Source organism: Streptomyces sp. NPDC001717 (genome assembly GCF_042892775.1).
GTDB lineage: Bacteria > Actinomycetota > Actinomycetes > Streptomycetales > Streptomycetaceae > Streptomyces.
This window is the reverse complement of the sequence record NZ_JBIAUK010000050.1, coordinates 1-22,215: the sequence shown is the minus strand read 5'-3', so window position 1 is coordinate 22,215 and position 22,215 is coordinate 1. Positions and strand designations below refer to the sequence as shown.

Genomic DNA, 22,215 nt, shown 5'->3' with positions numbered 1-22,215 from the left:
AACCGCCGAGCCCGCCGCGGGCGAGGCACACGGAATGATCCCCACCGGCGAAATCGACCTGCTCGAGGACACCTGGTCCCGCGAGGTCCCGCACGAGCAGTTCACCCGGCTGCGCCGGGAGGACCCCGTGCACTGGCACGAGATACCCGGCCCCCACGAGGGCTTCTACGCCGTCACCCGGCACGCCGACGTCAAGGCGATCAGCCGTGACCCCGAGCTCTGGTCCACGGAACTCGGCTCCTTCATGGTCCGCGACCAGAGCCCCGAGTCCCTGGAGTCCCTGCGCCTGGTCCTGCTCGGCATGGACGCCCCGCGCCACTCCCGCTACCGCGCGCTGGTCAGCGCGGGCTTCACGCCCCGCGTCGTGCGCCGGCTCGCCGTCCGGATCGGCGAACGGGCGGCCGCGCTGGTGGAGAGCGCCGTCACCCCCGGCCGGGACATGGACTTCGTGGACGAGGTCGCCGCGTGGCTGCCGATCCAGACGATCTGCGAGATGGTCGGCATACCGGCCGGCGACGAACGCCTGATCTTCGACTGGAGCAACCGGATGGCCGGCGCCCAGGACCCGGAGCTCTCGGCGGGCCGGCACGACAGCGATCTCGCCGCCGCCGAGATCTACGCCTACTGCGACGCCCTGACCGCGCAGCGGCGGGCGCACCCGCGCGAGGACATCCTCTCGACCCTGGTCCACGCCGAGGTGGACGGCGACCGCCTCACGCAGCACGAGATCAACATGTTCTTCGTGCTGCTCTGCGTCGCGGGCAACGAGACCACGCGCAACCTGCTCTCCCACACCGTGCTGGCCCTCGCCGGACACCCCGCCGCCCGCGCCGAACTCGCCGCGTCCCCGCAGGACGAGGCGCTGTGGAACTCGGCCACGGAGGAGTTCCTGCGGTGGGGCGGATCGATCCACAACTTCCGGCGCACCGCCACCCGCGACACCGTCCTGCGAGGCCGCCCGATCGCGGCCGGCCAGAAGGTGGTCACGTACTACACCTCCGCCAACCGGGACGAGGACGTCTTCGAGGCCCCCTTCACCTTCGACGTCCGCCGCACCCCCAACGAGCACCTCGCCTTCGGCGGAGGCGGCCCCCACTTCTGCCTCGGTGCGGGCCTGGCCCGTGCGCAGATCAAGGCGCTCGTCCGCGAACTGCTGCTGCGCCACCCCGACTTCGTCCTGGCGGGTGAAGTGCGCCGCCTGCGTTCGGACTTCATCAACGGCATCAAGCACCTCCCGGTGCGCTTCGGTTAGTCGCCCTGGCCGTGGGAGGCCCGGCGTGCGGCGACCACGGCGCACGCCGCCGCCAGCGGAAGCTCCGCCGCCACCGCCAGCAGCAGGGCCATGCCCTGCTCGGGGGTCCCGGCCGAGGTCGTGACGTCGAACCAGGCGTCCATCACCAGCAGCGCCGCCGTCGCTGCGGCCACCGGCGAGGCCCGGGGGTCGCGTGTGCGCAGCAGGGCTCCGGTACCGGTCAGCCCGGCGGCCAGCATGAGGTCCAGTCCGATCCACGCCGTGGACCAGTTGGAGACCTCGGTGGTCTGCGGCAGGGTCTTCGCGAGGACGAGCACCCACGGGACCAGCGCCACCCCCGCCCCCGTGAGCACCGTCGAGAGCCGGGGCGCGCGCCGGCGGCCGGGGAAGGGGCGGGCGGCGAGCTGCCGGGTGCGAAACTGCGGGGCGACGAGCGTCATGGCTTTCGGATCTCCTCACGGCCGGCGGTCCGTCCGCCGGGCATGCCCCCAGCCTCGTCCGCCGGGCCGCGGAGATCAGTAACCCCACCGTCCGAACCGGGGGTGGTACCAGGTACACCCCCGCCTTGGCGCCAGGGTGATGGCAACCCTCCGACCAGTGCGATTACCGTACGGGGCATGGCACTTCGCGGCGCGCTGAGGCGTACGTACACCTGGACCGCGGCGCACGCACCGTGGTCGGCGTGGGCCCGGCGCAACACCGCCTTCACCGCGGCCGCGATCCCGGTCGCGCTGCCCGCCCTCCTCGCCCTGGCGTACGCGGTCGTTCCGCCCGGGCACAGTCCCGTCGCGCTCCTCCTGCTGTTCGTCCTCGGCCCGCTGCTCACCACCCTGCAGCGCAGCCGCTTCTGGACCCTGCTCGGTCTCGACGTGCCCGAGGTGGTGCGCGAGGAGCGCTGGTGGAGACCGCGCGGGCTCCTGGAACGGATGCGCTCCGAGGCGACCTGGCGCCAGTACGGCTACCACCTCGTCGTCAGCCCGCTCGTCGCCGCGGCCGGTGCGCTGGTGGTGCTCGCCTGGGGTGCCGGCGTCGCGGGCTCCACCCTGTACGCGTGGGACTGGGCCGTGCCGCACCCGGACCGGAGCCTCAGCCCCGACCTGATCACCGTGGCCGGGGTCCTCCTCCTGCTCTGCGCACCCTGGCTGGCCGCCCTCACCACCCGTGTCGACGCCTTCGCGGCGGCCGCCCTCCTCGGCCCCAACCGCTCCCGCGAGCTGGAGCGCCGCGTCGAGGACCTCGCCGAAAGCCGGGCGGGCGTCCTGGACGCGGCCGATCTCGAACGCCGCCGCATCGAACGCGACCTGCACGACGGGGCCCAGCAGCGACTCGTCGCCCTCGCCATGAACCTGGGCATCGCCCGCGCCACCCTGACCGACCTGCCGCCCGAGGCCAGGGCCGTCATCGACGAGGCCCACCGCGAGGCCAAGGAGGCCATCGAGGAGCTGAGCAACCTGGTGCGGGGTCTGCACCCGGCCGTACTGGAGGACCGAGGGCTCGACGCGGCGCTCTCCGGGGTCGCGGCCCGGGCCCCGTTCCCCGTCGAGCTGACCGTGGACATGGCCACCCGGCCGGGCCCCACCGTGGAGGCCGTCGCCTACTTCGTGGTGTCCGAGGCCCTGGCCAACGTCTCCAAACACGCCCGCGCCGACCACTGTTCGGTCCGCGTCGAGCGCGTCGGGGGCCGGACCGGCGAGCGACTGCGCATCACCGTCACCGACGACGGGGTCGGCGGGGCCGATCCGGCGCACGGCACCGGCCTGGTGGGCCTGCGCAAGCGCGTAGGGTCGGTCGACGGAACCATCAAGATCACCAGCCCCATCGGGGGACCGACCGACATCACCGTGGAGCTGCCGTGCGCGCCGTGATCGCCGAGGACTCCGTCCTGCTGCGCGTGGGACTCGTCAAAGTCCTCGACATGGCCGGATTCGACGTGGCCGCCGAGACGGGCGACGCCGAGTCGCTGCTCGCCGCCGTCGAGGAACACCGCCCCCAACTCGCCCTGGTCGACGTACGGATGCCACCGGGCTTCACCGACGAGGGTGTTCGGGCGGCCCTGGTGATCCGTCGTCAGTACCCCGACACGGCCGTGCTGCTCCTCTCCCAGTTCGTGGAGGAACGGTACGCCGCCGATCTGCTGGCCACCCGCAGCGGCGCCGGCATCGGCTACCTGCTCAAGCAGCGGGTCGCCGACGTCGAGGAGTTCGTCGACGCGCTGCGCCGTGTCGCCGCCGGAGGCACCGCTCTCGACCCCCAGGTCGTCGCCCAGCTCCTGCTGCGCCGCGGCGGCGGCCCGGACCCCCTGGAGCGGCTCACCCCGCGCGAGCGGGAGGTCCTCGCCCTGATGGCGGAGGGCCGGTCCAACGCGGGCATCGCCGCCGAACTCGTCGTCAGCGAAAGCGCGGTGGCCAAACACATCAACAGCATCTTCACCAAACTCGACCTGCCGCCGGCCGACGGCGACCACCGCCGGGTCCTCGCGGTCCTGCGCTTCCTGGACGGCACACCGTGACGGCGCCCGACGCGCCGAAGGCCGCCGACCCGCGGCCGACCGGCAGACCACGGCGCAGGCACCGCCGGACCTGGATCACGGTGGCGCTCGTCGGGGCCCTCCTGGTGCTGCTGCCGACCGTCTGGCAGGCGTGGTCGCTCGGAACCGTACGGAGAGAGGTCCTGCCGGGCGGCAGCGACGGCCGGTCGGTGAGCGCGCTGGAGATCGTGGGGGGCGACGCCGACATCACCGTCACCCCCCGCGGGGACCGGCAGGTCGGCTACCGGGCCGAGGTCGCCTGGTCGCTCGGCAGGCCCTCCGTCGAGACCAGCCGGCTCGGCGACACCCTGCGGCTGACCGCACGCTGCCCCGGCGCCGACTCCTGGCAGGTCTTCGCCGCCGGCTGCTCGGTCAAGCTGGCGGTGACCGTGCCCGCCGGGATCCCCGTGAAGGTGACCGCCCGCTCCGGCCGGGTGTCCCTGTCCGGCCTCGGCGGAACCGTCGACGCGGAGGTCGACTCCGGCCGGGTGGAGATCAACGGCCTGCGCGGACCCCTGCGGGCGAAGGTGGACTCCGGCCGCCTGCACGCCGCCGACCTCACCTCCGCCCAGATCGACGTCCGGGTCGGTTCCGGCAACGCCGCGGTGACCTTCATCGCCCCGCCGGACCAGGTCGTCGGGAAGGTCGGCTCCGGCCGCCTGGCCGTCTTCGTCCCCGTGGCGACCACGTTCCGCACCACCTGTGACGCCGGCAGCGGCCGCTGCGAGGTCCCGGACGGCCTCCGCGACGAAACCGCTCCGAGGACCTTGGACATGGAGGCGGGCTCGGGCCGCGCGCAGGCCCTGTACGGGCCGTGACCGGCTGCGACACGGCGGTCGTGACCGCATACGGCGCGGCGGCCGTGACCGCCTACGGCGTGGGCGGCGCGGCCGGCGGCAGGTGCCGGTAGACCGTGGCGCGGGAGACCCCCAGGGCGGCGGCGATCAGTGTGGCGCCGCTCCCGGCGGCGTGCATGCGGCGGGCGGTCTCGATCATGGCCGTGCTCATCGCGGCGGGCCGTCCACGGCGGCTCCGGGGCGCCGGCGGGGGCTCGGCGGCCGGCTCGGCCGTACCGTCCAGGAGGCGGTGCACCCCGTCCAGCACGGCCGCGCGCAGCCCCTCGACCGGTGCGTCCGCGAACAGCACCACCGGGTCCGACAGCATCGCCACGGCCTGCGCGGCCCGCACCCGTTCCGCCAGACCCGGATCGGCTCCGGCCACCAGGGCGTTGGCCCGCAGCATGGCGTCCCGGAAGCGGGCGAAGGCGGGCCCGGGGGTGGCCAGGGCCAAGTCCTGGAGGTTCAGCCGGAGCAGGTAGCGGTGCTTCAGCCACACGTCGAGCATCCCCTCGATGGCCGCCCAGCGCGCACGCCCGGGCCCCGCGGCGGCGGCGTTGGCCATCGCCGCCGCGAGATCGCCCAGCATCGGTTCCACGAGCGCGGCCAGGATGTCGGCCTTGCCGGGGAAGTGGTAGAGCACCGCGGCCTTGGTGACGCCGACCCGCTCCGCGATCTCCCGCAGCGAGGTCTCGTGGAAGCCGCGGACCCCGAACAGCTCCATGGAGGCACCCAGGATCCGCTGCCGCGTCCGTGGCGTCCCGTGCATCGGCGTCTCGTAAATCGACGTCTCGTAATCCGTCTCGGAATTGCTGCTCTCAGCGCGTTTCACGCCGAACACCCTATCTTCTTGCCTGACATGCTGGCAGATGCCTACAGTCGCGCCTGACCGACGGTAAGCGGGAGGGGATGTCGTGGACGACAGGACCGTACTGATCTCCGGGGCCGGGATCGCCGGCCCCACGCTGGCCTACTGGCTGGCCCGGTACGGCTTCCGGCCGACCGTGGTGGAACTCGCTGCGGGCGTCCGCTCCAGCGGCAGCCCCGTGGACGTCCGGGGGCCGGCGGTGGAGGTCGCCGAACGGATGGGCATCGCCGAGCGGTTGCGCGAGGCGGGAACGGACGTGACGGACCTGTGGTTCGTCGACGCCGCGGGCCGGCGCACGGGCGGACTCCCCCTGAGCGCGGTCACCGGCGCGACCGCGGGCGCACGCGACATCGAGATCGGCCGGGGCGACCTCGCCGCGATCCTCCACCAACAGGCTTCCGCACACGCCGAGTTCCTCTTCGGTGACCGCATCACCGACATCGAGCAGGACGAGCACGGAGTGGACGTCACCTTCCGGCACGCGCCACCGCGCCGCTTCGGCCTCGTCATCGGCGCGGACGGCCACCACTCCGGCGTCCGCGGGCTGGTCTTCGGCCCCGAGAGCAGCTTCGTCACCCACGCCGGCCTCTACGTCGCCACCCTGCCCCTCGGCACCCCCGCCCCCCGGCCCCGCACCGTCGTCGCCCACAACACCCCCGGCCGGATGGCCGCCGTACACCCCCGCCGCGGCGACTCCCTCGCCTTCTTCGCCTACCGCTCCGCCGCCGTACCGGGGTGGGACCCCCGGGACACCGACGGCCACAAGCGGCTGCTGCTCGACGCGTACGAGGGGGGCGGGTGGCGGATCCCCGAACTGCTGGACCGCGTACGGGTCGCCGGGGACCTGTACTTCGACGCCGTCGGCAAGGTGCGCATGGACCGGTGGTCGCACGGCCGCACCGCACTGCTCGGGGACGCGGCCTCCTCGGTGTCCCTGTTCGGGGACGGCAGCACCCTCGCCATGGCGGGCGCCCACACCCTGGCCGAGGAACTGGCGGCGAGCCCCGCGGACCACGCGGCCGCCTTCCGCCGCTACGAGCGGCGCCACCGCACCCTCGTGGAACCCAAGCAGCGCGGGGTGGAGCGGGCCGCGGCCGTGCTCGTCCCGGCGACCCGCACGGGGATCGTCGCGCGGGACCTGGCGAGCCGGGCGTGGTCGGCCGGAAAAAGAATTGGCACCGGCGCGAGGGGCCTTGTTACGGTGGGGCAGTTCCCGCCGACCGGCGCGGAGCGACCGGCACGTGATTGATCCGGAGGTGAGTTCATTGATGACTGTCGTCACGCAGGGCGCTGCCCGCACTCAGAAGGCCATCAATGTCACTTCCGTGGTCTCCGGCTGACCTCACACCTCTTCGCGTCTTCACGCGCTGCCGGGGCCACCCTGTGAAGGGTTCCCCTTGTCTTTCTCTTCCTTCCCGCAGTCTTCCTCCCTCTCGCACGCCCTCGCCCCCCTCGGCTGGGACGACGCCTGGGCGGCCGAATTCACCCCCTACGCCGAGCAGGGCCTCCTGCCCGGCCGGGTCGTACGGGTCGACCGCGGCCAGTGCGACGTCATGACCGAGGACGGCATCGTCCGCGCCGACACCGCCTTCGTCACCCCGCACGACCCGCTCCGGGTCATCTGCACCGGTGACTGGGCCGCGGTGGAGGCGGGCGGCAACCCGCGCTACGTGAAGGCGTACCTGCCGCGCCGGACCGCCTTCGTACGCTCCACCTCCTCGCAGCGGTCCGAGGGGCAGATCCTCGCCGCCAACGTCGACCACGCGATCATCGCCGTGTCGCTGGCCGTGGAACTCGACCTCGGGCGCATCGAACGCTTCCTGGCTCTCGCCTGGGAGTCGGGGGCGCAGCCCCTGGTCGTCCTCACCAAGGCGGACCTGGTCCCGGACCCGGTGACGCTCGCACACCTGGTCCAGGACGTGGAAGCCACCGCGCCCGGGGTCCAGGTGCTGACGGTCTCCTCCCTGACGGGGGAGGGCATGGACGTCCTGGCCGCGGTCGTCGGCAGCGGTACGAGCGTGCTGCTGGGCATCTCGGGCGCCGGGAAGTCCACGCTGGCCAACGCGCTGCTCGGCGAGGAGGTCATGGAGGTCCAGGCGGCCCGCGAGGTCGACGGCAAGGGCCGCCACACGACGACCACCCGCAACCTGCTCGCCCTGCCGGGCGGCGGCGTGCTGATCGACACCCCCGGACTGCGGGGCGTCGGGCTGTGGGACGCCGAGGCGGGGGTCGGTCAGGTCTTCTCGGAGATCGAGGAGTACGCGGAACACTGCCGCTTCCAGGACTGCGCGCACGAGGCGGAGCCGGGCTGCGAGGTGCTGGCCGCACTGGACTCGGGCGCGCTGTCGGAACGCCGGCTGGAGAGCTACCGCAAGCTGCTGCGGGAGAACCAGCGGATCGTGGCGAAGACGGACGCGCGGCTGAGGGCGGAGATCCGCCGCGACTGGCGCCTGAAGTCGGCGGAGGGCCGAGCGAACTACGCCGCGAAGCGGTTCGGCCGGGCCTGACCCTGGGCGGCTGCCGGTGCCGGTGCCGCTGGGCGGACCCCGTGCCTCACACGCCGGCGGGGCTGGATTCGGGCGCCGTTGCCGGGGGCGCCGCCCCCGGCCCCCCGGTCCTCAAACGCCGGACGGGCTGGATGTGCCTCCGGCGGCGCCTCAAACGCCGGCGGGGCTGAAATTGCCCCGCCGGGAACTCCAGCCCCGCCGGTGTTTGAGGCGCGGGGTACGGGGCGGAGCCCCGAAGCCTTCAGCCCGCCCGGCGTTTGAGGGCCGGGTCCGGGCAGAGCCCGGGGAACGCTGGAAGGGCGGGTAGGGGACCGCTCCGCGCAGCGGCCCCCCCGGCCACCCCGATACCCAGGCCCGCGCCGCCGCACCTCACCGCAGAGCCCCGCCCCGCTGAGCCGCAGCCGCAGCGCCGCCGCCGACCGCCGCACCCGCCCACGGGGCAGTCACAGCCCCCACGTGTGCACCCGTTCCGGATGGATCCGGATCACCTCCGGGCTGAAGTGGGGCCCAAGGGCGTGCGGGCCCACCTCCAACTCCGCACGGCCGCGGATCTCGATGCCGCGCACCTGCCACGGCCGGGTGCTCACCAGGTCGTCGACCACCAGCGCCAACCGCGGGTTCCCCCGCAGGTTGCGCCACTTCTTGGACGCGCCCATGGCCATCCCGCCGACCAGGATCGTCCCGTCCTCCTGGGGGAAGAAGCCCACCGGGTTCACCTGCGGCTGCCCCGCCGCGTCCACCGTGGCCAGCCGGCCCAGGTGCTGGGAGCGGAGGTATGCCCGCTCCGCCTCGCCGAAACCGTCGAAGTCCCTCATGTCGAGAGCTTCTCAGGCGCGGCCGCCCACCGCATCGGGCCGCAGCCCTGGGTCCGCGGTCCCGGCCGCCGCCTTCTCGTCGGCGTCCGCCAGCCAGAAGAACACCGGCGGCAGCACCAGCTCGATGACCGTGAGAACCACCTGGAACCCGTGCGGCCACCCGTGCACGGCGAGGGACAGCAGCCGCCCCGCCGCGCCCAACAGGAAAACCCCGGCCAGCCACCGGACCACGCCCGCCGGGATCGGCGACCGGCGGCCCGCCCAGAGCCAGGCCAGCCCGTAGCCCGCGAACGTCGCGCCCAGGAACCGGCCGAGGCTGTCGACCGTCGCACCGGCGTCGGCCGCGCCCGGCACCGCCGCGTTCCCCAGGGCCACGTGCGCGAGCCCGATCGCCACGCACGCACCGCCCATCGTCAGTACCAGCCATTTGAGAGCCTTGGCCTTGGTCATGGTGCCGTCTCCCTCCCCCTGGAAAGCAGGCCCGTGTCTACCAGCGCTACGACCAGTACGCCCCCACTAGTAGACGCGTGTCAAGTAACATCGCCCCGTGCCTCCCCGTCAGCGCCTCACCCCCGTCGAGCGCCGTGCCCGCCTCCTCGCCGTCGGCGCGCAGCTCTTCGCCCAGTACCCCTACGAAGACGTGCTGATGGAAGCCGTCGCCGAGCGGGCCGGCGTCTCCCGCGCGCTGCTCTACCGGCACTTCGCCGGCAAACAGGACCTGTTCGCCGCCGTCTTCCGGCAGGCGTCCGACCGGCTGCTCGAACAGGTCCCGCTCGACCGGCCCGGGGACCTGCCGGCCCAACTCGCCGAGGGGCTCGACGTCCACCTCGACTACTTCGTGGCCCACCGCAACACCGTCCTCGCGGCGAACCGCGTCCTGGCCGGCGACCCCGTGGTCCAGACGATCATCGACGGTGAGCTGGACGTCCTGCGGACCCGGCTCCTCGGAGTCCTCCCGCTCGCGGACGATTCCGTACGGGAGGCCGTGGCCGCGGTCCTGAAGAGCTGGCTGGTGTTCGTCCGGGTGCTCTGCCTGGACTGGCTGGACACCGAGACCTGCACGCGCACGGAACTGCGCGACACCTGTATCGGCGCCCTGCTCGGCGCCCTGCGCCCGTTCCTCCGGGAGGACCCGGCGCGGGACCCGGCAGGGCGGCCGGCCTGAGCGCGCCGCCTACTGAGCCAGCACCGCCCCCACCCACGCCCCCACCACCAGCAGGCACGCGAAGAGCTCCACCAGGACGCTCGTCCCCACCGCCCGCATCACCGCCCGCACCGAGGCCCACGCCTCGCCGTGCGTGCCGAGGCGGAGCCGTTCGCAGAGGTAGACGCCGCCCACGAAGCCCGGGATCGACCCGACCACGGGAACCAGTACGAAGCCCAGCAGCGCGCCCGCGCCCGCGAACACCGCCATCCGCCGGGTGACCCCCACCCCCCGCAGCCTGCGCGGCGGAAGCTGCCGCTTCACCACCTGCACCACCAGCAGCAGGGCCGTCGCCGAGACCAGCAGGGCCCACGCGAGGGCCGAGCGCTCGTGCAGCGCCCACCACATCACCCCGGCCCACACCAGCAGGGTCCCCGGGACGCCGGGCACCATCACCCCGACCACCCCGAGCAGCAGCACCAGCCCCACCAGGAGCAGCTGAGGCAGATCCATGCTGCTCAGCCTGACCGACCAGGGGCTATCGGGCCACCCAGCCCCGTTCGTAGGCGTGCCAGCCGAGCTGCATCCGCGTCGTGACCCCCGCCAGTTCCATGAGCCCCTTCACCCGGCGCTGCACCGTCCGCAGACCCAGTTCCAGGTGCTTCGCCACGCTCGCGTCCGTCAGGCCCGCCAGCAGCAGGGAGAGGATCTCCAGGTCCGTGGCGTCGGGGGAGCCGCCGCCCTCCTCCGCCGAGCCCGACGTTCCCAGCCGCAGCGGCAGGGCCTCCCGCCAGACCGCCTCGAACAGGCCCATCAGCGACTCCAGCAGCCCCGACGCGTGGACGACCAGCGCCGCCGGTTCCGAACCGCGCGAGGTCAGCGGCACCATCGCCAGGGTGCGGTCCGCGATCACCAGCTTCGTCGGGACCTGTCCCGTCACCCGGACCCGCTCGCCCCGCGCCAGGGCCGTCGACGCCTCCCGGATGCCCCGCGGCAGGGTCAGCACCTCCCGCTCGATGACCACCCGGTAGTCGACCCCGCGCACGGAGGCCCGGTCCTCGGCCTCGTTCTCCGTACCCGTCACCACCTGGGGCCGGCCGCTGACCAGTGCGCACACCTCCTCCGCCGCGCCCAGCTGGAGCTGGTGGAAACGGTGCGCCACCGCGCTCGCGCCCTGCACCACCTCCACCAGGTCGTGCACCGCGGGCTCGGCCGCCTCCGCCCGGTACTCCTCCGCCAGCAGCGCGGCCGCCAGCTCCGCCTGCTCCAGCTCGTGCCGCTGCTGGGTGAGCAGGGCTCCCAGCGCGACCCCGGGCGGGGCCGCCACCCAGCGGCCCGGGCGGGCCGAGGACTGCGCGGCCAGCCCGTGGCGCTCCAGATGGCGCAGCGTCCGCTCCGTCTGGGGCACCGGAAGGGTCAGCCGGTGCGCGAGATCCGGGGCCTCGGCCGCACCCATCGCCACCAGGGCGCGGTACGCCGACTCCTGGCCCTCGTCCAGGCCTATCGCACCCAACAACCCGCCCACCCACCTTTCGACACGCGCCTGGCGGGAAGCGGCCACGGCGCAAACCCGCCTCGGACATCATCGCCGTACCACCCGCCCCTCTGTAAAGGTCATGCCACCGCAGCACCAACATCCGCCGGCCTGAAGCCACTTGTGCGGCAGCTTTGCCGTGCAATGCAGCAGATGGCCGGAATTGACCTGGGGAGAGCGATGCGCCCGATATCGCGTACGGCGCTGGGAGCGGCCACCGCTGCCGTCCTGGCCGTCACCGCAGTCGGCCCGTCCACGGCACAGCCGCACGACGGGGCGCCTGGAGCGGGGAAGAGACCACTCGTCGGCAGCGAGGCGGCCGGGAGGCAGCCCGCGGCCCCCGTCACCGTCACCCTCGTCACGGGTGACCGGATCCTGGTCTCCACCGACGCCGCCGGCCGCACGGCCGCCACCGCGATGCCGCGCGAGGACGGCTCGCAGCCGCTCGTGCAGACCCGGCAGTCGGGCAAGGACCTCTACGTCTACCCCGAGGGCGCGGTCAAGGCGCTCGCCGCGGGCAAGGTCGACCACGAACTGTTCAACGTCACCGGCCTCGTCCGGCAGGGCTACGACGACGCGCACACCAAGAAGCTCCCGCTCATCGCGGTCTACGACGGCTCCGTCAACGTAGCGCGCAGCGCCCCGCCCGCCCCGCGCGGCGCCGACCGCTCCCTCGTCCTCGGCTCCATCGGCGCCGTCGCGCTCGCCGCCGACAAGGGCCAGGCCGCCGCCTTCTGGGCCGACGTCACCGCCGGTGCCACCGCCGACGGGCGCTCCCGCGCGGCAGCCGGCGGACTGAAGAAGCTGTGGCTCGACGGCAAGGTCCGGGCCAACCTGGAACGGTCGACGAAGCAGGTGAACGCCCCGGCGGCCTGGGCGGCCGGGTACGACGGCAAGGGCATCAAGGTCGCCGTCCTCGACACCGGCACCGACCTCCAGCACCCCGACCTGGCGGGCCGCGTCACCGCCTCGAAGAACTTCACGGACTCCGACACCGACGCCGACCGGCAGGGCCACGGCACCCACACCCTCTCCACCGTCGGGGGCTCCGGAGCCGCCGGCGGCGGCGCGAAGAAGGGCGTGGCCCCCGGAGCCGAACTGCTCAGTGGCAAGGTCCTGGGCGACGCCGGCTACGGCCTGGACTCGTGGATCATCGCGGGCATGGAGTGGGCCGTCGAGTCCAAGGCCGACGTGGTCTCCATGAGCCTGGGCGACCCCTCCCAGACGGCCTGCGACGACCCGCTCGCCGCAGCGGCCGAGAAACTCTCCCAGCAGGGCCCGCTGTTCGTGATCGCCGCCGGAAACTCCGGACCCGGCAACAACACGGTCTCCTCGCCCGGTTGCGCCGCCAGTGTGCTGACCGTCGGCGCCGTCGACCGCGACGACACCACCGCCCCCTTCTCCAGCCGGGGCCCCGCCGGACTCCGGCACACCCTCAAGCCCGAGATCGCCGCCCCCGGCGTGGGGATCTCCGCCGCCAACATGGGCGGCCGCGGGGTGTACGCGTACCAGTCCATGTCCGGCACCTCGATGGCCACCCCGCACGTCGCGGGCGCCGCCGCCATCGTCAAGCAGCGCCACCCCGACTGGACCGGGCAGCAGATCAAGGCCGCCCTCGTCGGATCGGCCGACACCGCGATACCCGGGGACGTACGCGAGACCGGCGGCGGGCGCCTCGACGTCAAGGCCGCCGTCGACACCACCGTCACCGGCGCCCCCGCCGTCCAGGGCGGCGCCCACAACTGGCCGCAGGACGGCAGTGACCGCCTGACCGTCGAAGTCCCCTACACCAACCTCGGCAAGAGCCCCGTCACCCTGAACCTCGCCGTCGAGAAGGTCACCGGCAACGACGGCTCGAAGATCCGCAGTCAGGTCGCCCGCCTCGGGCAGCGCACCGTGACCGTCCCCGCCGGCGCCACCGTCAAGGTGCCCCTCGCCCTCGACCCGGCCGCGAAGCTCGAACGTTCCCAGTACGGGGACGTCACCGGCCGCGTCGTCGCCACGGCGAACGGCGTGCACGTCTCCACGCCGTTCTCGCTGTACGTGGAGCCCCAGACGGTCACCCTGCGGGTCAAGCTCGTCGACCGCGCGGGCAACCCGGCCGCCGGACCGTCCTCCCTGGACGTGATCGGCACCGACGACGCCACCGGTGAACGCCGCTTCAACGACGGCTCCGTGGACCAGGTCTACCGGGTCCGCCCGGGCGCGTACTTCCTCTCCGCCTTCGTCGGCACCCCCGACGCGGGCGAGGGCGCGACGCTGATCGACTCCCTCACCTACCTCGGCCGCCCGCAGGTCGAGGTGAAGAAGGACACGACCGTCGTACTCGACGCCCGCAAGGCCGGCCGCCTGGCCATCGAGGCCGACAAGCCGGTCGAGAGCCGCAACACCACCCTCGCCTTCGCCCGCAGTTGGGACGACGCCTGGCTGCACGCGGGCACGGCGGCCGGCGGCCGCACCATCCGCGGCTTCTACGCCTCGGTCGAAGGACGCGCCACCGACGGCGGGTTCGAGTTCGGCAGCTACTGGCGGGCGGGGGCGCCCCTGCTCTCCGAGCTGAAGGCCGTCGGTGGTCCGGTCCTGCACCCGATCACCGCGAGCACGGGCGGCGACAACCTCGACGGAACGGGCAGCGCCCCGCTCGTCGACGCGGGCACCGGCACCCCGCAGGAGCTCGCCGCGGCGGGCGCCAAGGACGCGATCGTGCTGGTCAAGACCGTCGACGGGGCGCTGTACGAGGTGGCCCGGGACGCGAAGGCGGCCGGCGCCAAGGCCGTGCTCGCCTACCGCGAGACACCGGGCCGGTGGGTCGGCTCGACCGGCTTCGGGGGCGTGCTGCCCACCCTGTCGATCGAGGCCGCCGAGGGGCGGGCGCTGCTCGCGAAGCTGAAGGCCGGCACGGTCACGCTGGCCTGGAAGGGCACGGCGAGGAGCCCGTACGCCTACTCCCTCGCCTTCCCCGAGAAGGGCCGGGTCCAGGGCGGCCACACCTACCGGGTGCGCGACCGCGACCTCGGGCGGGTGGACTCCTCGTACAACTCCATGGGTGTGGCGGGCGACTTCGTCGACCTCTCGGGCGCCTACCGGCCGATCGGCACGGCGGTGTACTTCGGCTCGATCGAGACCGTCGCGGTGCCGGGCACGCGGACCGAGTACTACTCGGCCGGGGACACCGCCTGGGACCAGACGCTCTCCAGCAGCTTCCCGTGGGGCGAGTTCATGGTCGGCGCGCAGCGCACCTACACCAAGGGGCAGCAGCTCAAGACGAGTTGGTACGACGGGATCACCGGCCCGGTCGCCCCGCGCGACTCCTCGGGCAAGGAGACCCTGGCCGCCGAGCGTCAGGGCGGCCTGATCGGCTTCGCCCCCGCCATGTGGGGCGACGGCGGGCACGCGGCGCAGCCGGGCTCCTTCGGGGACATCGGCGGGCTGCGACTCGAACGGAACGGCGAGGTGATCGGAGACAGCTGGTACCCGTTCGGGGTGTTCGAGGTCCCGGCCGAGGAGGCCCGCTACGCACTGACCCAGTCCATCGAGAAGATCGGCCCGCCGGCCCGCGTCTGGCAGCGGTCCACGGCCGTGACGACCACCTGGGGCTTCACCTCGAAGCTCGACCCCGCCGCCTACTCGCAGGGCCTGCCGATCCTCTTCCCGAGGTACGCGGCCCCGCTGGACGGGCTGAAGACGGTCGCGGCGGCGAACGGCCAGAGCATCGCGCTGAGCGCCACCGGGCACGCGGGGTACGCGCCGGGTGCGCTGAAGTCGGCGAAGCTGTCGTACTCGTACGACGGCGAGAACTGGACGGAGGCGAAGGTGAGCGAGCGCGGTGGTGTGTGGACCGCGGTCGTGGACCACGCCGGGGCCTCCGGCAAGCAGGTTTCGCTGAAGGTCGAACTGACCGACGCGAAGGGCGCCTCCGTCACCCAGACGGTCGGACGGGCTTATGACGTCCGGTAGTTCGTACGAGTGAGGGAGGAAGGGTCCACCGGGCGGCGGCCCGGTGGACCCTTTTCGCGCATTCGGCGTTTTCCGCTCGCGCGGTAGGCCGAGAATGAGGGCATGAGTCAGCAGGGCGCGGGCGCGGACGACTGGTGGCAGAAACTGTACGAGGACCCGGACGCGGTCCCGGACCCCGACCCCGGGGACACCCTGGACACCCGCTTCCACACGGCCTCCTCCCTGACGACACCTCCACCTCCCCCTTCGGCAACCCCCGGCACGAGGCCGCCCCAGGACACGGCGCCGCCTCCGGGCGCGCCGGTGCCGCCCGGCGTCCCAGGGCCCCCGCCGCCCCCATCGGCGGTACCACCCGCCCCGACTCCATCTGCCCCCTCGGCCGCACCGCCGCCCCCTCCGGCCGCACCGCCGACGGGGCCTTCCGCGGCCCCTCCGGCCGTGCCGTCGACCGGGCCTTCCGCGGTCCCGCCGGCCCGTCAGGCCGTACCGCCGCCGAGTGCTTCGGCTGCGCCGGCCCCTTCGGTCCATCCGGCCCCGCCCGCGCCCGCGGGCCCTCCGGCCCCCGCACCGCCCACCGGGCCCACCGCGGCCCCGCCGCCCGCCGGGTACCCGCCCGCTCCGGCCCCGCCGGAGCCGCAGGCCCTGCCGTGGGAAGCGGCCACGCCGGAGGCGCGGCAGGCAGCACCGCCGCCGCCGGCACCGGCGACGGTCCGGCCCGCGCCCCCCGCCGCGCCGGTGGAGGCGGGGTTGCCCGTCCGGCCGGTCGTGCCCGGGCCGCGCCCGGATCCCGAGCCGTTGGACGGGGCTGCCCATCCCGCACCGGTGCCACCCGTACCGCCGACGCCGCCGCAGGCGCCCCCGCATGCACCCCCGCCGGATCCGAGGGCCGGTGGGTTCACCGGGTACGCGCTGGGGGACGTGGACGTGCCCGCCTGGACGGCGGAGGAGGAGCGGACCGTGCAGGTGACCGTGGAGCCGGAGCACCACGAGCGGCCCGAGGTGCGGCACCTCGGCGACCGCGCGCCCACCTACGCCGCGGAGCCCGGCGCGCTGCCCGCCGCCGACCCGGCCGCGCTCGACGACCTGACCCCCGATACCGTCCTGGAGGGGGCCCGCTACGGTACGTACACCCTGCGCGCCGCCTCCCTGCGCGGGGACTCCGCCCGCTACCGGGGCGAGGCCCGCCGGGACCACCTGCTCACCGCCCGCTTCGGCGCCGGCGACGACGCCCTGGTCATGGTGGTCCTCGCCGGAGGCGAACGCGCCGCCCCCGGGGCCCCCGCGGCCGCCGCCGAGCTCTGCCGCACCGTCGCCGCGGCCGTCGGCCGGAGCCAGGAGCGGCTCGCCGAGGACATCCGCGCCGGCCGCCGCGACGCGCTCCGCTCGGGCCTCCAGCGGCTCACCGACCGGGGCTACGGCCGCCTGCGCGCCCGCGCCGCCGAGCTCGGCCTCGCCGAGGAGGCGTACACCGCAGGGCTGCGCGCCCTGCTGCTCCCCGTGGACCCGCAGTGCCGGACCCGGGTGTGCTTCGGCTCCGGCGCGGGCGGGCTGTTCCGCCTCCGGTCGGGACAGTGGCAGGACCTGGAGCCCGACGGAGCCACGCCGGAAGGGGACTTCCGCTTCCGGGCCTCCGTGGCCCGACCGGGCGACACCCTGCTCGTCTGCTCCGGCGGCCTGGCCGACCCCATGCGGGAGGAGGCCCTGCTGTCGGCCGAGCTCGGCGCGCGCTGGTCAGAGCCGGAACCCCCCGGCCTGGCGGCCTTCCTCGCGGACACCCAACTCCGCCTCAAGGGCTACGCCGACGACCGGACGGCCGCCGCGGTCTGGGAGACGTAACGGGCGCACAGGCGGCACGGGCCGGCAGGCGCGGCAGACGCAGACGTGCCGGCCCGATCAACACGCCGATTCGAACACGCCTTCGGCATGCTCGCGCGGGAGCGCCCCGCGCGAGCATGCCGTGGGGCGTCCACTGGGGTCAGTCCACCATCTTCCCGTCGCCCGTGCCGCCCTTGCAGGTGTTGGTCGACCAGTCGACCGTTCCGCCGCCCTTCTCGCACTCACCCGGGGTGAGGCTTTCGGTGACGGTGGAGGAGGTGGCGGCGGTCGCGGTGGCGACGCCTGCGAGGCCGAGTCCGGCGAAGGCTGCCGTGGCGATGACGGCGGCGAGGATTCGTCGAATGCGCATGTGGTTTCCCTTCCGCGGATTGGCTTGATTGGGGCACTACTCAGCTTGATCTTCACCCATGTGGGTGGCGCGTTCGATTACTCCATTCGGGTGACGCCTGCCGGGAGTGGGCTACCGGGGGCGGGCTACCGGGGGTGCAGCCGACGTCGGTATGAGCGGACCCCTCGGCCGCGGCACCGCCTGCGGGGCGGAGGCGAGGAGCGCCCCGGCCTCCGTCCTCGCCGAACTCGGCTACTGCGACGCCGTCTTCGCCATCGACACCGGCATGTGCAATGCACGGGCCGCGCGTTATCGTTCCTCGAACGGCAAGCGCCGCACCATCGGCTCCTTCGGCCACGGCTCCATGGCGAACGGACTGCCACAGGTCAACGGGCCACAATTCACCGACCGCTCCCGTCAAGTGGTGTCGCTGTCGGGTGACGGCGGTTTCTCCATGCCGATGGGAGATTTCCTCACCCTCGTGCAGTACGACCTGCCCGTCAAAGTGGTCCTCTTCGACAACTCATCCCTCGGCACGGTCGAGTTGGACATGCTCGTTTTCGGCCTGCCCTCGTACGGAACCACGAACACCGATCCCGACTTCGCGGCCATCGCCCGCGCGGCGGGCGCGTACGGGGGCCGCGTGGAGAAGCCGGGGCAGCTCACAGGGGCTTTGGAGGATGCCTCCGGGCACCCGGGACCGGCCCTCGTGGACGAGGTCACCGACCCCGACGCGCTGTCCGTTCCTCCCAGGATCGGTGCCGAGACGGTGACCGGATTTGCACTTTCCACCGGCAAGATCGTCCTCGACGGAGGGGTCGGCAGGATGATCCGGGTGGCTCGATCCAACCTCCGCAGAGTGCCCTACCCGTAAGCCCGCAGGAGTGCGGATCGGCCCGGGGGGCATGCATCCCGTAGACCTGTTCGACCAGTTGACCAGTTGACCAGTTGGGGACACGCGACGAGGGAGGGACATCGCCGTGCGGGTGGGGGCGAAGACCGGGAAGCCGTGGCGCAGAGGCAGGCCGGTGCCGCGCGAGCCGTCCGGTCCGGACGGGGCGGCCGCGATGGACGGGCCGGCGATCAATCGGAGCGTACGCCGGGCGGATCTGAAAGCGGTGGGGGAAGTCCGCCGGGCATTAAGGGAGTTGATGCGCCACCGGTGTGCCACCGATGCCGCCGAGGTGGCCGAGCTGCTCATCACCGAGCTCGTCACCAATGCCCTCGTCCACACCGACCAAGGGGCGGAGGTGTCCGCGAGTCTCGACGCCGGCCGGTTACGGGTGGAGGTCCGGGACTACGCCAACCGCCGGCCCCGGCCGTACGTACCGACCGCCGACGACGGTACGCACGGCCGGGGACTGGTGCTGGTGCAGGCGCTCGCCGACGACTGGGGCGTGGACGCCCCGGACCTCGGCGGCGGCAAGGTGGTGTGGTTCGAGCTGGAGCGGGGGTACGACGCGGGGCCCGCCTGAACGGCGGGCCCCACATGACCGGAACGACCGCACGAGGCGGCGGGCCGGTCAGCCGAACTGCTGCTCCAGGTCCTTCAGTTTGCGCTCCAGGGAGTCGAGCCGGGGGATGGTCTGGGTGTCGTCCTCGGCGGTGAGATCCACCGTCCGGGGACCGGTCACGTCAGCGGACCCGGTCCGGCTGACGGACTGCAGGGAGGGCCGGCGTCGCAATGGCAGCTGTCCTGCTTCCGATATGGCCGGCTCCGCGCCGACCGGCGCGGAGCCAGCTCCCTGCGTGAGCTCCGGGAGTTCCACCTGGCGGCCGCGGGACCGCCCGAACGCCCGGTTCTGCCGGCCCAGCGCCTTGATGCGCGCCCGGTCCAGCCGGTTCTGATCCCGCCTGCGGTGCCGGTCCTGCTCCCTCTCCCGCTTGTCCTCGCGCACCTCGTCCACGGCCTCGTCGAGGGTGCGCACCCCCTCCAGCAGCATGAGGGACCACGCGCCGAAGGTCTCCCGGGGCGCCCGCAGCCAGCGGACCATCCGGATCTGCGGCAACGGACGCGGGATCAGGCCCTGTTCGCGCAGCGCCGCGCGGCGGGTCTGCTTGAGGGCCCGGTCGAAGAGGACGGCCGCCGAGAGGGACATCCCGGCGAAGAACTGCGGAGCGCCGTCGTGGCCCATGCCACGCGGGGCGTGCACCCAGTTGAACCAGGCGGCCGCACCGGCGAACAGCCAGACCAGCATGCGCGATCCGAGCGCCGCGTCGCCGTGGCTGGCCTCGCGGACGGCGAGCACCGAGCAGAACATGGCGGCGCCGTCGAGACCGAAGGGGACCAGGTACTCCCAGCCACCGGAGAGGTTGAGGTTCTGCCGGCCGAAGCCGACCAGTCCGTGGAAGGAGAGCGCGGCGGCGACCGCCGCGCAGCAGAAGAGCAGGACGTAGGAGGCGGTCCCGTAGACGGCTTCCTTGCGGCGCCGCCGTTCCTCGCTGCGCTCCCAGCTGTCGTCGGCCGCGGCCTTCTCGCTCTCGCGCCGGCCCCGGGCCAGCACCGCAACTGCCGCAGCCACGCCCAGGATCAGCAGGCTGCCGGGCAGCAGCCAGTCCAGCGATATGTCGGTCAGTCTCATGCGGATGTCCTTGCCTCGCGTCTGCGGCCGTGCGGCTTTCCGGGCGCCATAGTGGCGCAGCCGGTCCGCCGTGCACGCGGGTTTCGGGGCAAGTGGACGCCATCGGGGGGCGGGGCCCGCCGGATAGGGTGTTGTGGCTCGAACTGACGCTCGCATGAGCCGAGTTGAGTTCGAATACGGTCAGTCGTACGGGTGGGTTCAGGCGGCCGTCGCCACGAGCCGGGCGACCCGGTCGGTGTCACAGGTGCGCGGGCAGGTGACACAGGTGTCGTCCGGGCGGATGGTGTAGAAGAAACAGCACCCGACCCGGTCCCGGGTGGCAAGCTCCTCGCCGGCCGGCCCGGAGAGGCTGCGGAATCCCGCGCCCCCGGCGTACGGGTCGGTGCCGCCGGGCAGGAGCGCCTCCAGCTCGGCCATGGCGCGCCGCTCCTCTCCGGGCCCGAGCAGACTCGCGACGTACCAGAGGCTCTCGACGACCTCGTCGGTGACCAGACCCCACAGGGCGCGGCGACCGCGCCGCATGCGCGGGCCGAAACCTTCCAGCAGCGGACCCAGGTGCTCGGCCACCGCGGCCCGCACCTCGGCGCGCAGGGCCTCCTCGTCGGGCACGACCCGCGCCCCGGGGAGGCCGGCCGCGGGGTCGTCGGGCAGGCAGGCGAAGGTTCCGACGCGTACGGCCATCCGGGCGTCGGTGCGATGGAAGGCCACCCGGTCGGCGGGCAGTCGGGGGACGCGCCGGTGCAGGAACCACGGCAGGGTGATCAGCAGGCAGGCGGGCCATGCGTACCGGTGCAGCCCGAAGCCCGCCACCACGTCCGGGCGGGCCTGGCGGCCGTGGTCCCGGGCGATCTGGGCCTCGTCCCACGCGAGGAAGGCGTCCAGGGCCACCCCGCCCGCGGCGAGCTCGTCGGCGCCGACCCACCCGGCGCCGCCGGGGGTCGGGTCGAGCGGGGACAGCTCGGTGACGCGCAGTCCGGCGTAGGCCTGGGTCAGTCGCGCGTACGCGTCCGCCACCGGGGAGCCGGCCGGGGTCGTGACGGTCATGGGGGCCACCGAATCACACGATCGTTAAAAGGTAAGCCTTACCTTATCTGACCTCGGTGTCCGTATCACCTTGTGGGACGTCGCATACTCTCTGGGCAGGTCGAGACCAGTGAGGAGGGCCGCCGCATGCAGCCGATGCCATCGATCCCGGAGCAGAAGCCCGCCGCCGGGAAGGTGTTGCGCCATTCGGTGCGCGGGCAGGTCCTCGACGCCCTGCGCGCGGCGCTGGTCGAGGGGGAGCTGGCGCCGGGGGAGATCTACTCGGGCCCGGCCCTCGGTGAGCGCTTCGGAGTCTCGGCGACCCCGGTGCGGGAGGCGATGCAGCAGCTGGCCCTGGAAGGGGCCGTGGAATGCCTCCCGAACCGGGGCTTCCGGGTCCTGACGCGGACCGCGCGCGATCTGGCCGAGCTGGCCGAGGTGCGGGGGCTGCTGGAGATCCCGGTCATGCTGCGACTCGCCCGTTCGGTGCCCGCCGAGGCCTGGGAGGCCCTGCGCCCGGCGGCGGCCGCCGCCGCGGAGGCCGCGGCGGAGGGCGACCTGCCGGCGTACGCGGAGGCGGACCGAGCCTTCCACCGGGAGGTGCTCTCCCTGGCGGGCAACGCCCAGCTGGTGGCGGTCGCCGAGCAGCTCCACCGGCGCGCGCTGTGGCCCCTGCCGGGAGCGCCCCGCGTCCGCCGCGCCGAACTCGTCGCCGACGCGGCCGAGCACGGGTCCCTCCTGGACGCCCTGACCGCGGGTGACCTCCCGGCGGTGGAATCCCTGGTCCGCCGGCACTTCGCGGGCGCCGCCCGCTGACGAAGCCGGCCCCCGGCCGACCTCGGCCTTCCCGTGCGCGCAGCGCTGCTTGAGCCCGGGCGGGGGGGGGGGGGGGGGGGGGGGGGGGGGGGGGGCCGCCCCGGCGGGGGGGGGGGGGGGGGGCGGGCCGCCGCCCCCCCCCCCCCCCCCGCCCCCCGCCGCCCGCCCCCCCCCCCCCCCCCCCCCCGCC

20 protein-coding genes and 1 pseudogene are annotated in these 22,215 nt (G+C 73.9%); 12 read left to right on the top strand and 9 right to left on the bottom strand.

Features of this window, described 5'->3' with window-relative positions; translation table 11 throughout:
* The first annotated feature begins 34 nt into the window (after positions 1-34).
* Positions 35-1,252 (top strand): cytochrome P450, encoded by a 1,218-nt coding sequence (locus tag ACFYZL_RS39105; RefSeq protein WP_388685840.1) that lies wholly within the window; start codon positions 35-37, stop codon positions 1,250-1,252.
* Here the strand turns inward: ACFYZL_RS39105 and ACFYZL_RS39100 are convergent.
* The gene (locus ACFYZL_RS39100) at positions 1,249-1,692 is read right to left on the bottom strand and encodes a hypothetical protein (RefSeq protein ID WP_384752798.1); all 444 of its coding nucleotides are present in this window, start codon (positions 1,690-1,692) and stop codon (positions 1,249-1,251) included. The genes ACFYZL_RS39105 and ACFYZL_RS39100 overlap by 4 nt on opposite strands.
* A gap of 177 nt (positions 1,693-1,869) precedes the next feature.
* Between ACFYZL_RS39100 and ACFYZL_RS39095 the strand changes: the two genes are divergently transcribed.
* From ACFYZL_RS39095 to ACFYZL_RS39085, 3 genes are read left to right on the top strand one after another with little or no spacing between them, the layout of a single operon-like run.
* Positions 1,870-3,117 carry a histidine kinase gene (locus ACFYZL_RS39095; RefSeq protein ID WP_384752801.1) on the top strand — a complete coding sequence of 416 codons (1,248 nt, stop codon included), beginning with the start codon at positions 1,870-1,872 and terminating at the stop codon, positions 3,115-3,117.
* Complete coding sequence (locus ACFYZL_RS39090) at positions 3,105-3,761, top strand: LuxR C-terminal-related transcriptional regulator (RefSeq protein ID WP_384752804.1); 657 nt, start codon at positions 3,105-3,107, stop codon at positions 3,759-3,761. The genes ACFYZL_RS39095 and ACFYZL_RS39090 overlap by 13 nt, the downstream gene beginning before the upstream one ends.
* Positions 3,758-4,597, top strand: coding sequence for a hypothetical protein (locus tag ACFYZL_RS39085; protein ID WP_388685835.1), 840 nt, complete (start codon positions 3,758-3,760; stop codon positions 4,595-4,597). Before ACFYZL_RS39090 ends, ACFYZL_RS39085 begins: the two co-directional genes overlap by 4 nt.
* 52 nt (positions 4,598-4,649) lie before the next feature.
* Here the strand turns inward: ACFYZL_RS39085 and ACFYZL_RS39080 are convergent, their stop codons facing one another.
* Entirely contained in the window at positions 4,650-5,447 is a 798-nt protein-coding gene (locus ACFYZL_RS39080; protein WP_388685833.1) for a TetR family transcriptional regulator, read from the bottom strand.
* An 82-nt stretch (positions 5,448-5,529) separates the two neighbouring features.
* On the opposite strand from ACFYZL_RS39080, the gene ACFYZL_RS39075 reads away from it, so the two are divergent.
* Both ACFYZL_RS39075 and rsgA read left to right on the top strand, forming a co-directional pair.
* Positions 5,530-6,732: an FAD-dependent monooxygenase gene (locus ACFYZL_RS39075; RefSeq protein ID WP_388685831.1), complete on the top strand. Its 1,203-nt coding sequence runs from the start codon at positions 5,530-5,532 to the stop codon at positions 6,730-6,732.
* 148 nt (positions 6,733-6,880) lie between these two features.
* Complete coding sequence (gene rsgA / locus ACFYZL_RS39070) at positions 6,881-7,990, top strand: ribosome small subunit-dependent GTPase A (protein ID WP_384752815.1); 1,110 nt, start codon at positions 6,881-6,883, stop codon at positions 7,988-7,990.
* A gap of 443 nt (positions 7,991-8,433) precedes the next feature.
* On the opposite strand, the gene ACFYZL_RS39065 is transcribed toward rsgA, so the two are convergent.
* Positions 8,434-8,805, bottom strand: a complete 372-nt coding sequence (locus ACFYZL_RS39065) for a PPOX class F420-dependent oxidoreductase (RefSeq protein WP_388685828.1) — start codon at positions 8,803-8,805, stop codon at positions 8,434-8,436.
* A 12-nt stretch (positions 8,806-8,817) separates the two neighbouring features.
* Complete coding sequence (locus ACFYZL_RS39060; protein WP_388685825.1) at positions 8,818-9,255, bottom strand: DUF4345 domain-containing protein; 438 nt, start codon at positions 9,253-9,255, stop codon at positions 8,818-8,820.
* Between the two features lie 97 nt (positions 9,256-9,352).
* On the opposite strand from ACFYZL_RS39060, the gene ACFYZL_RS39055 reads away from it, so the two are divergent.
* Positions 9,353-9,970 (top strand): TetR/AcrR family transcriptional regulator, encoded by a 618-nt coding sequence (locus ACFYZL_RS39055; RefSeq protein ID WP_388685822.1) that lies wholly within the window; start codon positions 9,353-9,355, stop codon positions 9,968-9,970.
* Positions 9,971-9,979: 9 nt separating this feature from the next.
* Here the strand turns inward: ACFYZL_RS39055 and ACFYZL_RS39050 are convergent, their stop codons facing one another.
* Both ACFYZL_RS39050 and ACFYZL_RS39045 read right to left on the bottom strand, forming a co-directional pair.
* Positions 9,980-10,462, bottom strand: coding sequence for a DUF456 domain-containing protein (locus ACFYZL_RS39050; RefSeq protein WP_384755525.1), 483 nt, complete (start codon positions 10,460-10,462; stop codon positions 9,980-9,982).
* A 25-nt stretch (positions 10,463-10,487) separates the two neighbouring features.
* Positions 10,488-11,465, bottom strand: a complete 978-nt coding sequence (locus ACFYZL_RS39045) for a helix-turn-helix domain-containing protein (protein ID WP_384755523.1) — start codon at positions 11,463-11,465, stop codon at positions 10,488-10,490.
* Positions 11,466-11,663: 198 nt separating this feature from the next.
* Between ACFYZL_RS39045 and ACFYZL_RS39040 the strand changes: the two genes are divergently transcribed.
* Together ACFYZL_RS39040 and ACFYZL_RS39035 are read left to right on the top strand one after the other, a co-directional pair.
* The gene (locus ACFYZL_RS39040; RefSeq protein WP_388685818.1) at positions 11,664-15,440 is read left to right on the top strand and encodes a S8 family serine peptidase; all 3,777 of its coding nucleotides are present in this window, start codon (positions 11,664-11,666) and stop codon (positions 15,438-15,440) included.
* A 924-nt stretch (positions 15,441-16,364) separates the two neighbouring features.
* A complete protein-coding gene (locus ACFYZL_RS39035) occupies positions 16,365-17,276 on the top strand; it encodes a protein phosphatase 2C domain-containing protein (RefSeq protein ID WP_384755515.1) in 912 nt (303 codons plus the stop codon).
* 139 nt (positions 17,277-17,415) lie between these two features.
* On the opposite strand, the gene ACFYZL_RS39030 is transcribed toward ACFYZL_RS39035, so the two are convergent.
* Positions 17,416-17,625, bottom strand: coding sequence for a hypothetical protein (locus tag ACFYZL_RS39030; protein ID WP_384755512.1), 210 nt, complete (start codon positions 17,623-17,625; stop codon positions 17,416-17,418).
* Positions 17,626-17,833: 208 nt separating this feature from the next.
* Here ACFYZL_RS39030 and ACFYZL_RS39025 point away from each other — a divergent pair.
* Together ACFYZL_RS39025 and ACFYZL_RS39020 are read left to right on the top strand one after the other, a co-directional pair.
* A pseudogene (locus ACFYZL_RS39025) lies at positions 17,834-18,478 on the top strand (thiamine pyrophosphate-dependent enzyme); the annotation flags it as partial.
* A gap of 193 nt (positions 18,479-18,671) precedes the next feature.
* Entirely contained in the window at positions 18,672-19,079 is a 408-nt protein-coding gene (locus ACFYZL_RS39020) for an ATP-binding protein (RefSeq protein ID WP_384755536.1), read from the top strand.
* Positions 19,080-19,127: 48 nt separating this feature from the next.
* Here the strand turns inward: ACFYZL_RS39020 and ACFYZL_RS39015 are convergent, their stop codons facing one another.
* On the bottom strand, positions 19,128-20,186 hold the full coding sequence (locus tag ACFYZL_RS39015; protein ID WP_384755509.1) for a DUF2637 domain-containing protein: 1,059 nt from the start codon (positions 20,184-20,186) through the stop codon (positions 19,128-19,130).
* A gap of 198 nt (positions 20,187-20,384) precedes the next feature.
* Positions 20,385-21,230 carry a (2Fe-2S)-binding protein gene (locus tag ACFYZL_RS39010; protein WP_388685814.1) on the bottom strand — a complete coding sequence of 282 codons (846 nt, stop codon included), beginning with the start codon at positions 21,228-21,230 and terminating at the stop codon, positions 20,385-20,387.
* A gap of 126 nt (positions 21,231-21,356) precedes the next feature.
* On the opposite strand from ACFYZL_RS39010, the gene ACFYZL_RS39005 reads away from it, so the two are divergent.
* Positions 21,357-22,025 (top strand): GntR family transcriptional regulator, encoded by a 669-nt coding sequence (locus ACFYZL_RS39005; protein ID WP_384755504.1) that lies wholly within the window; start codon positions 21,357-21,359, stop codon positions 22,023-22,025.
* Positions 22,026-22,215: the final 190 nt, after the last annotated feature.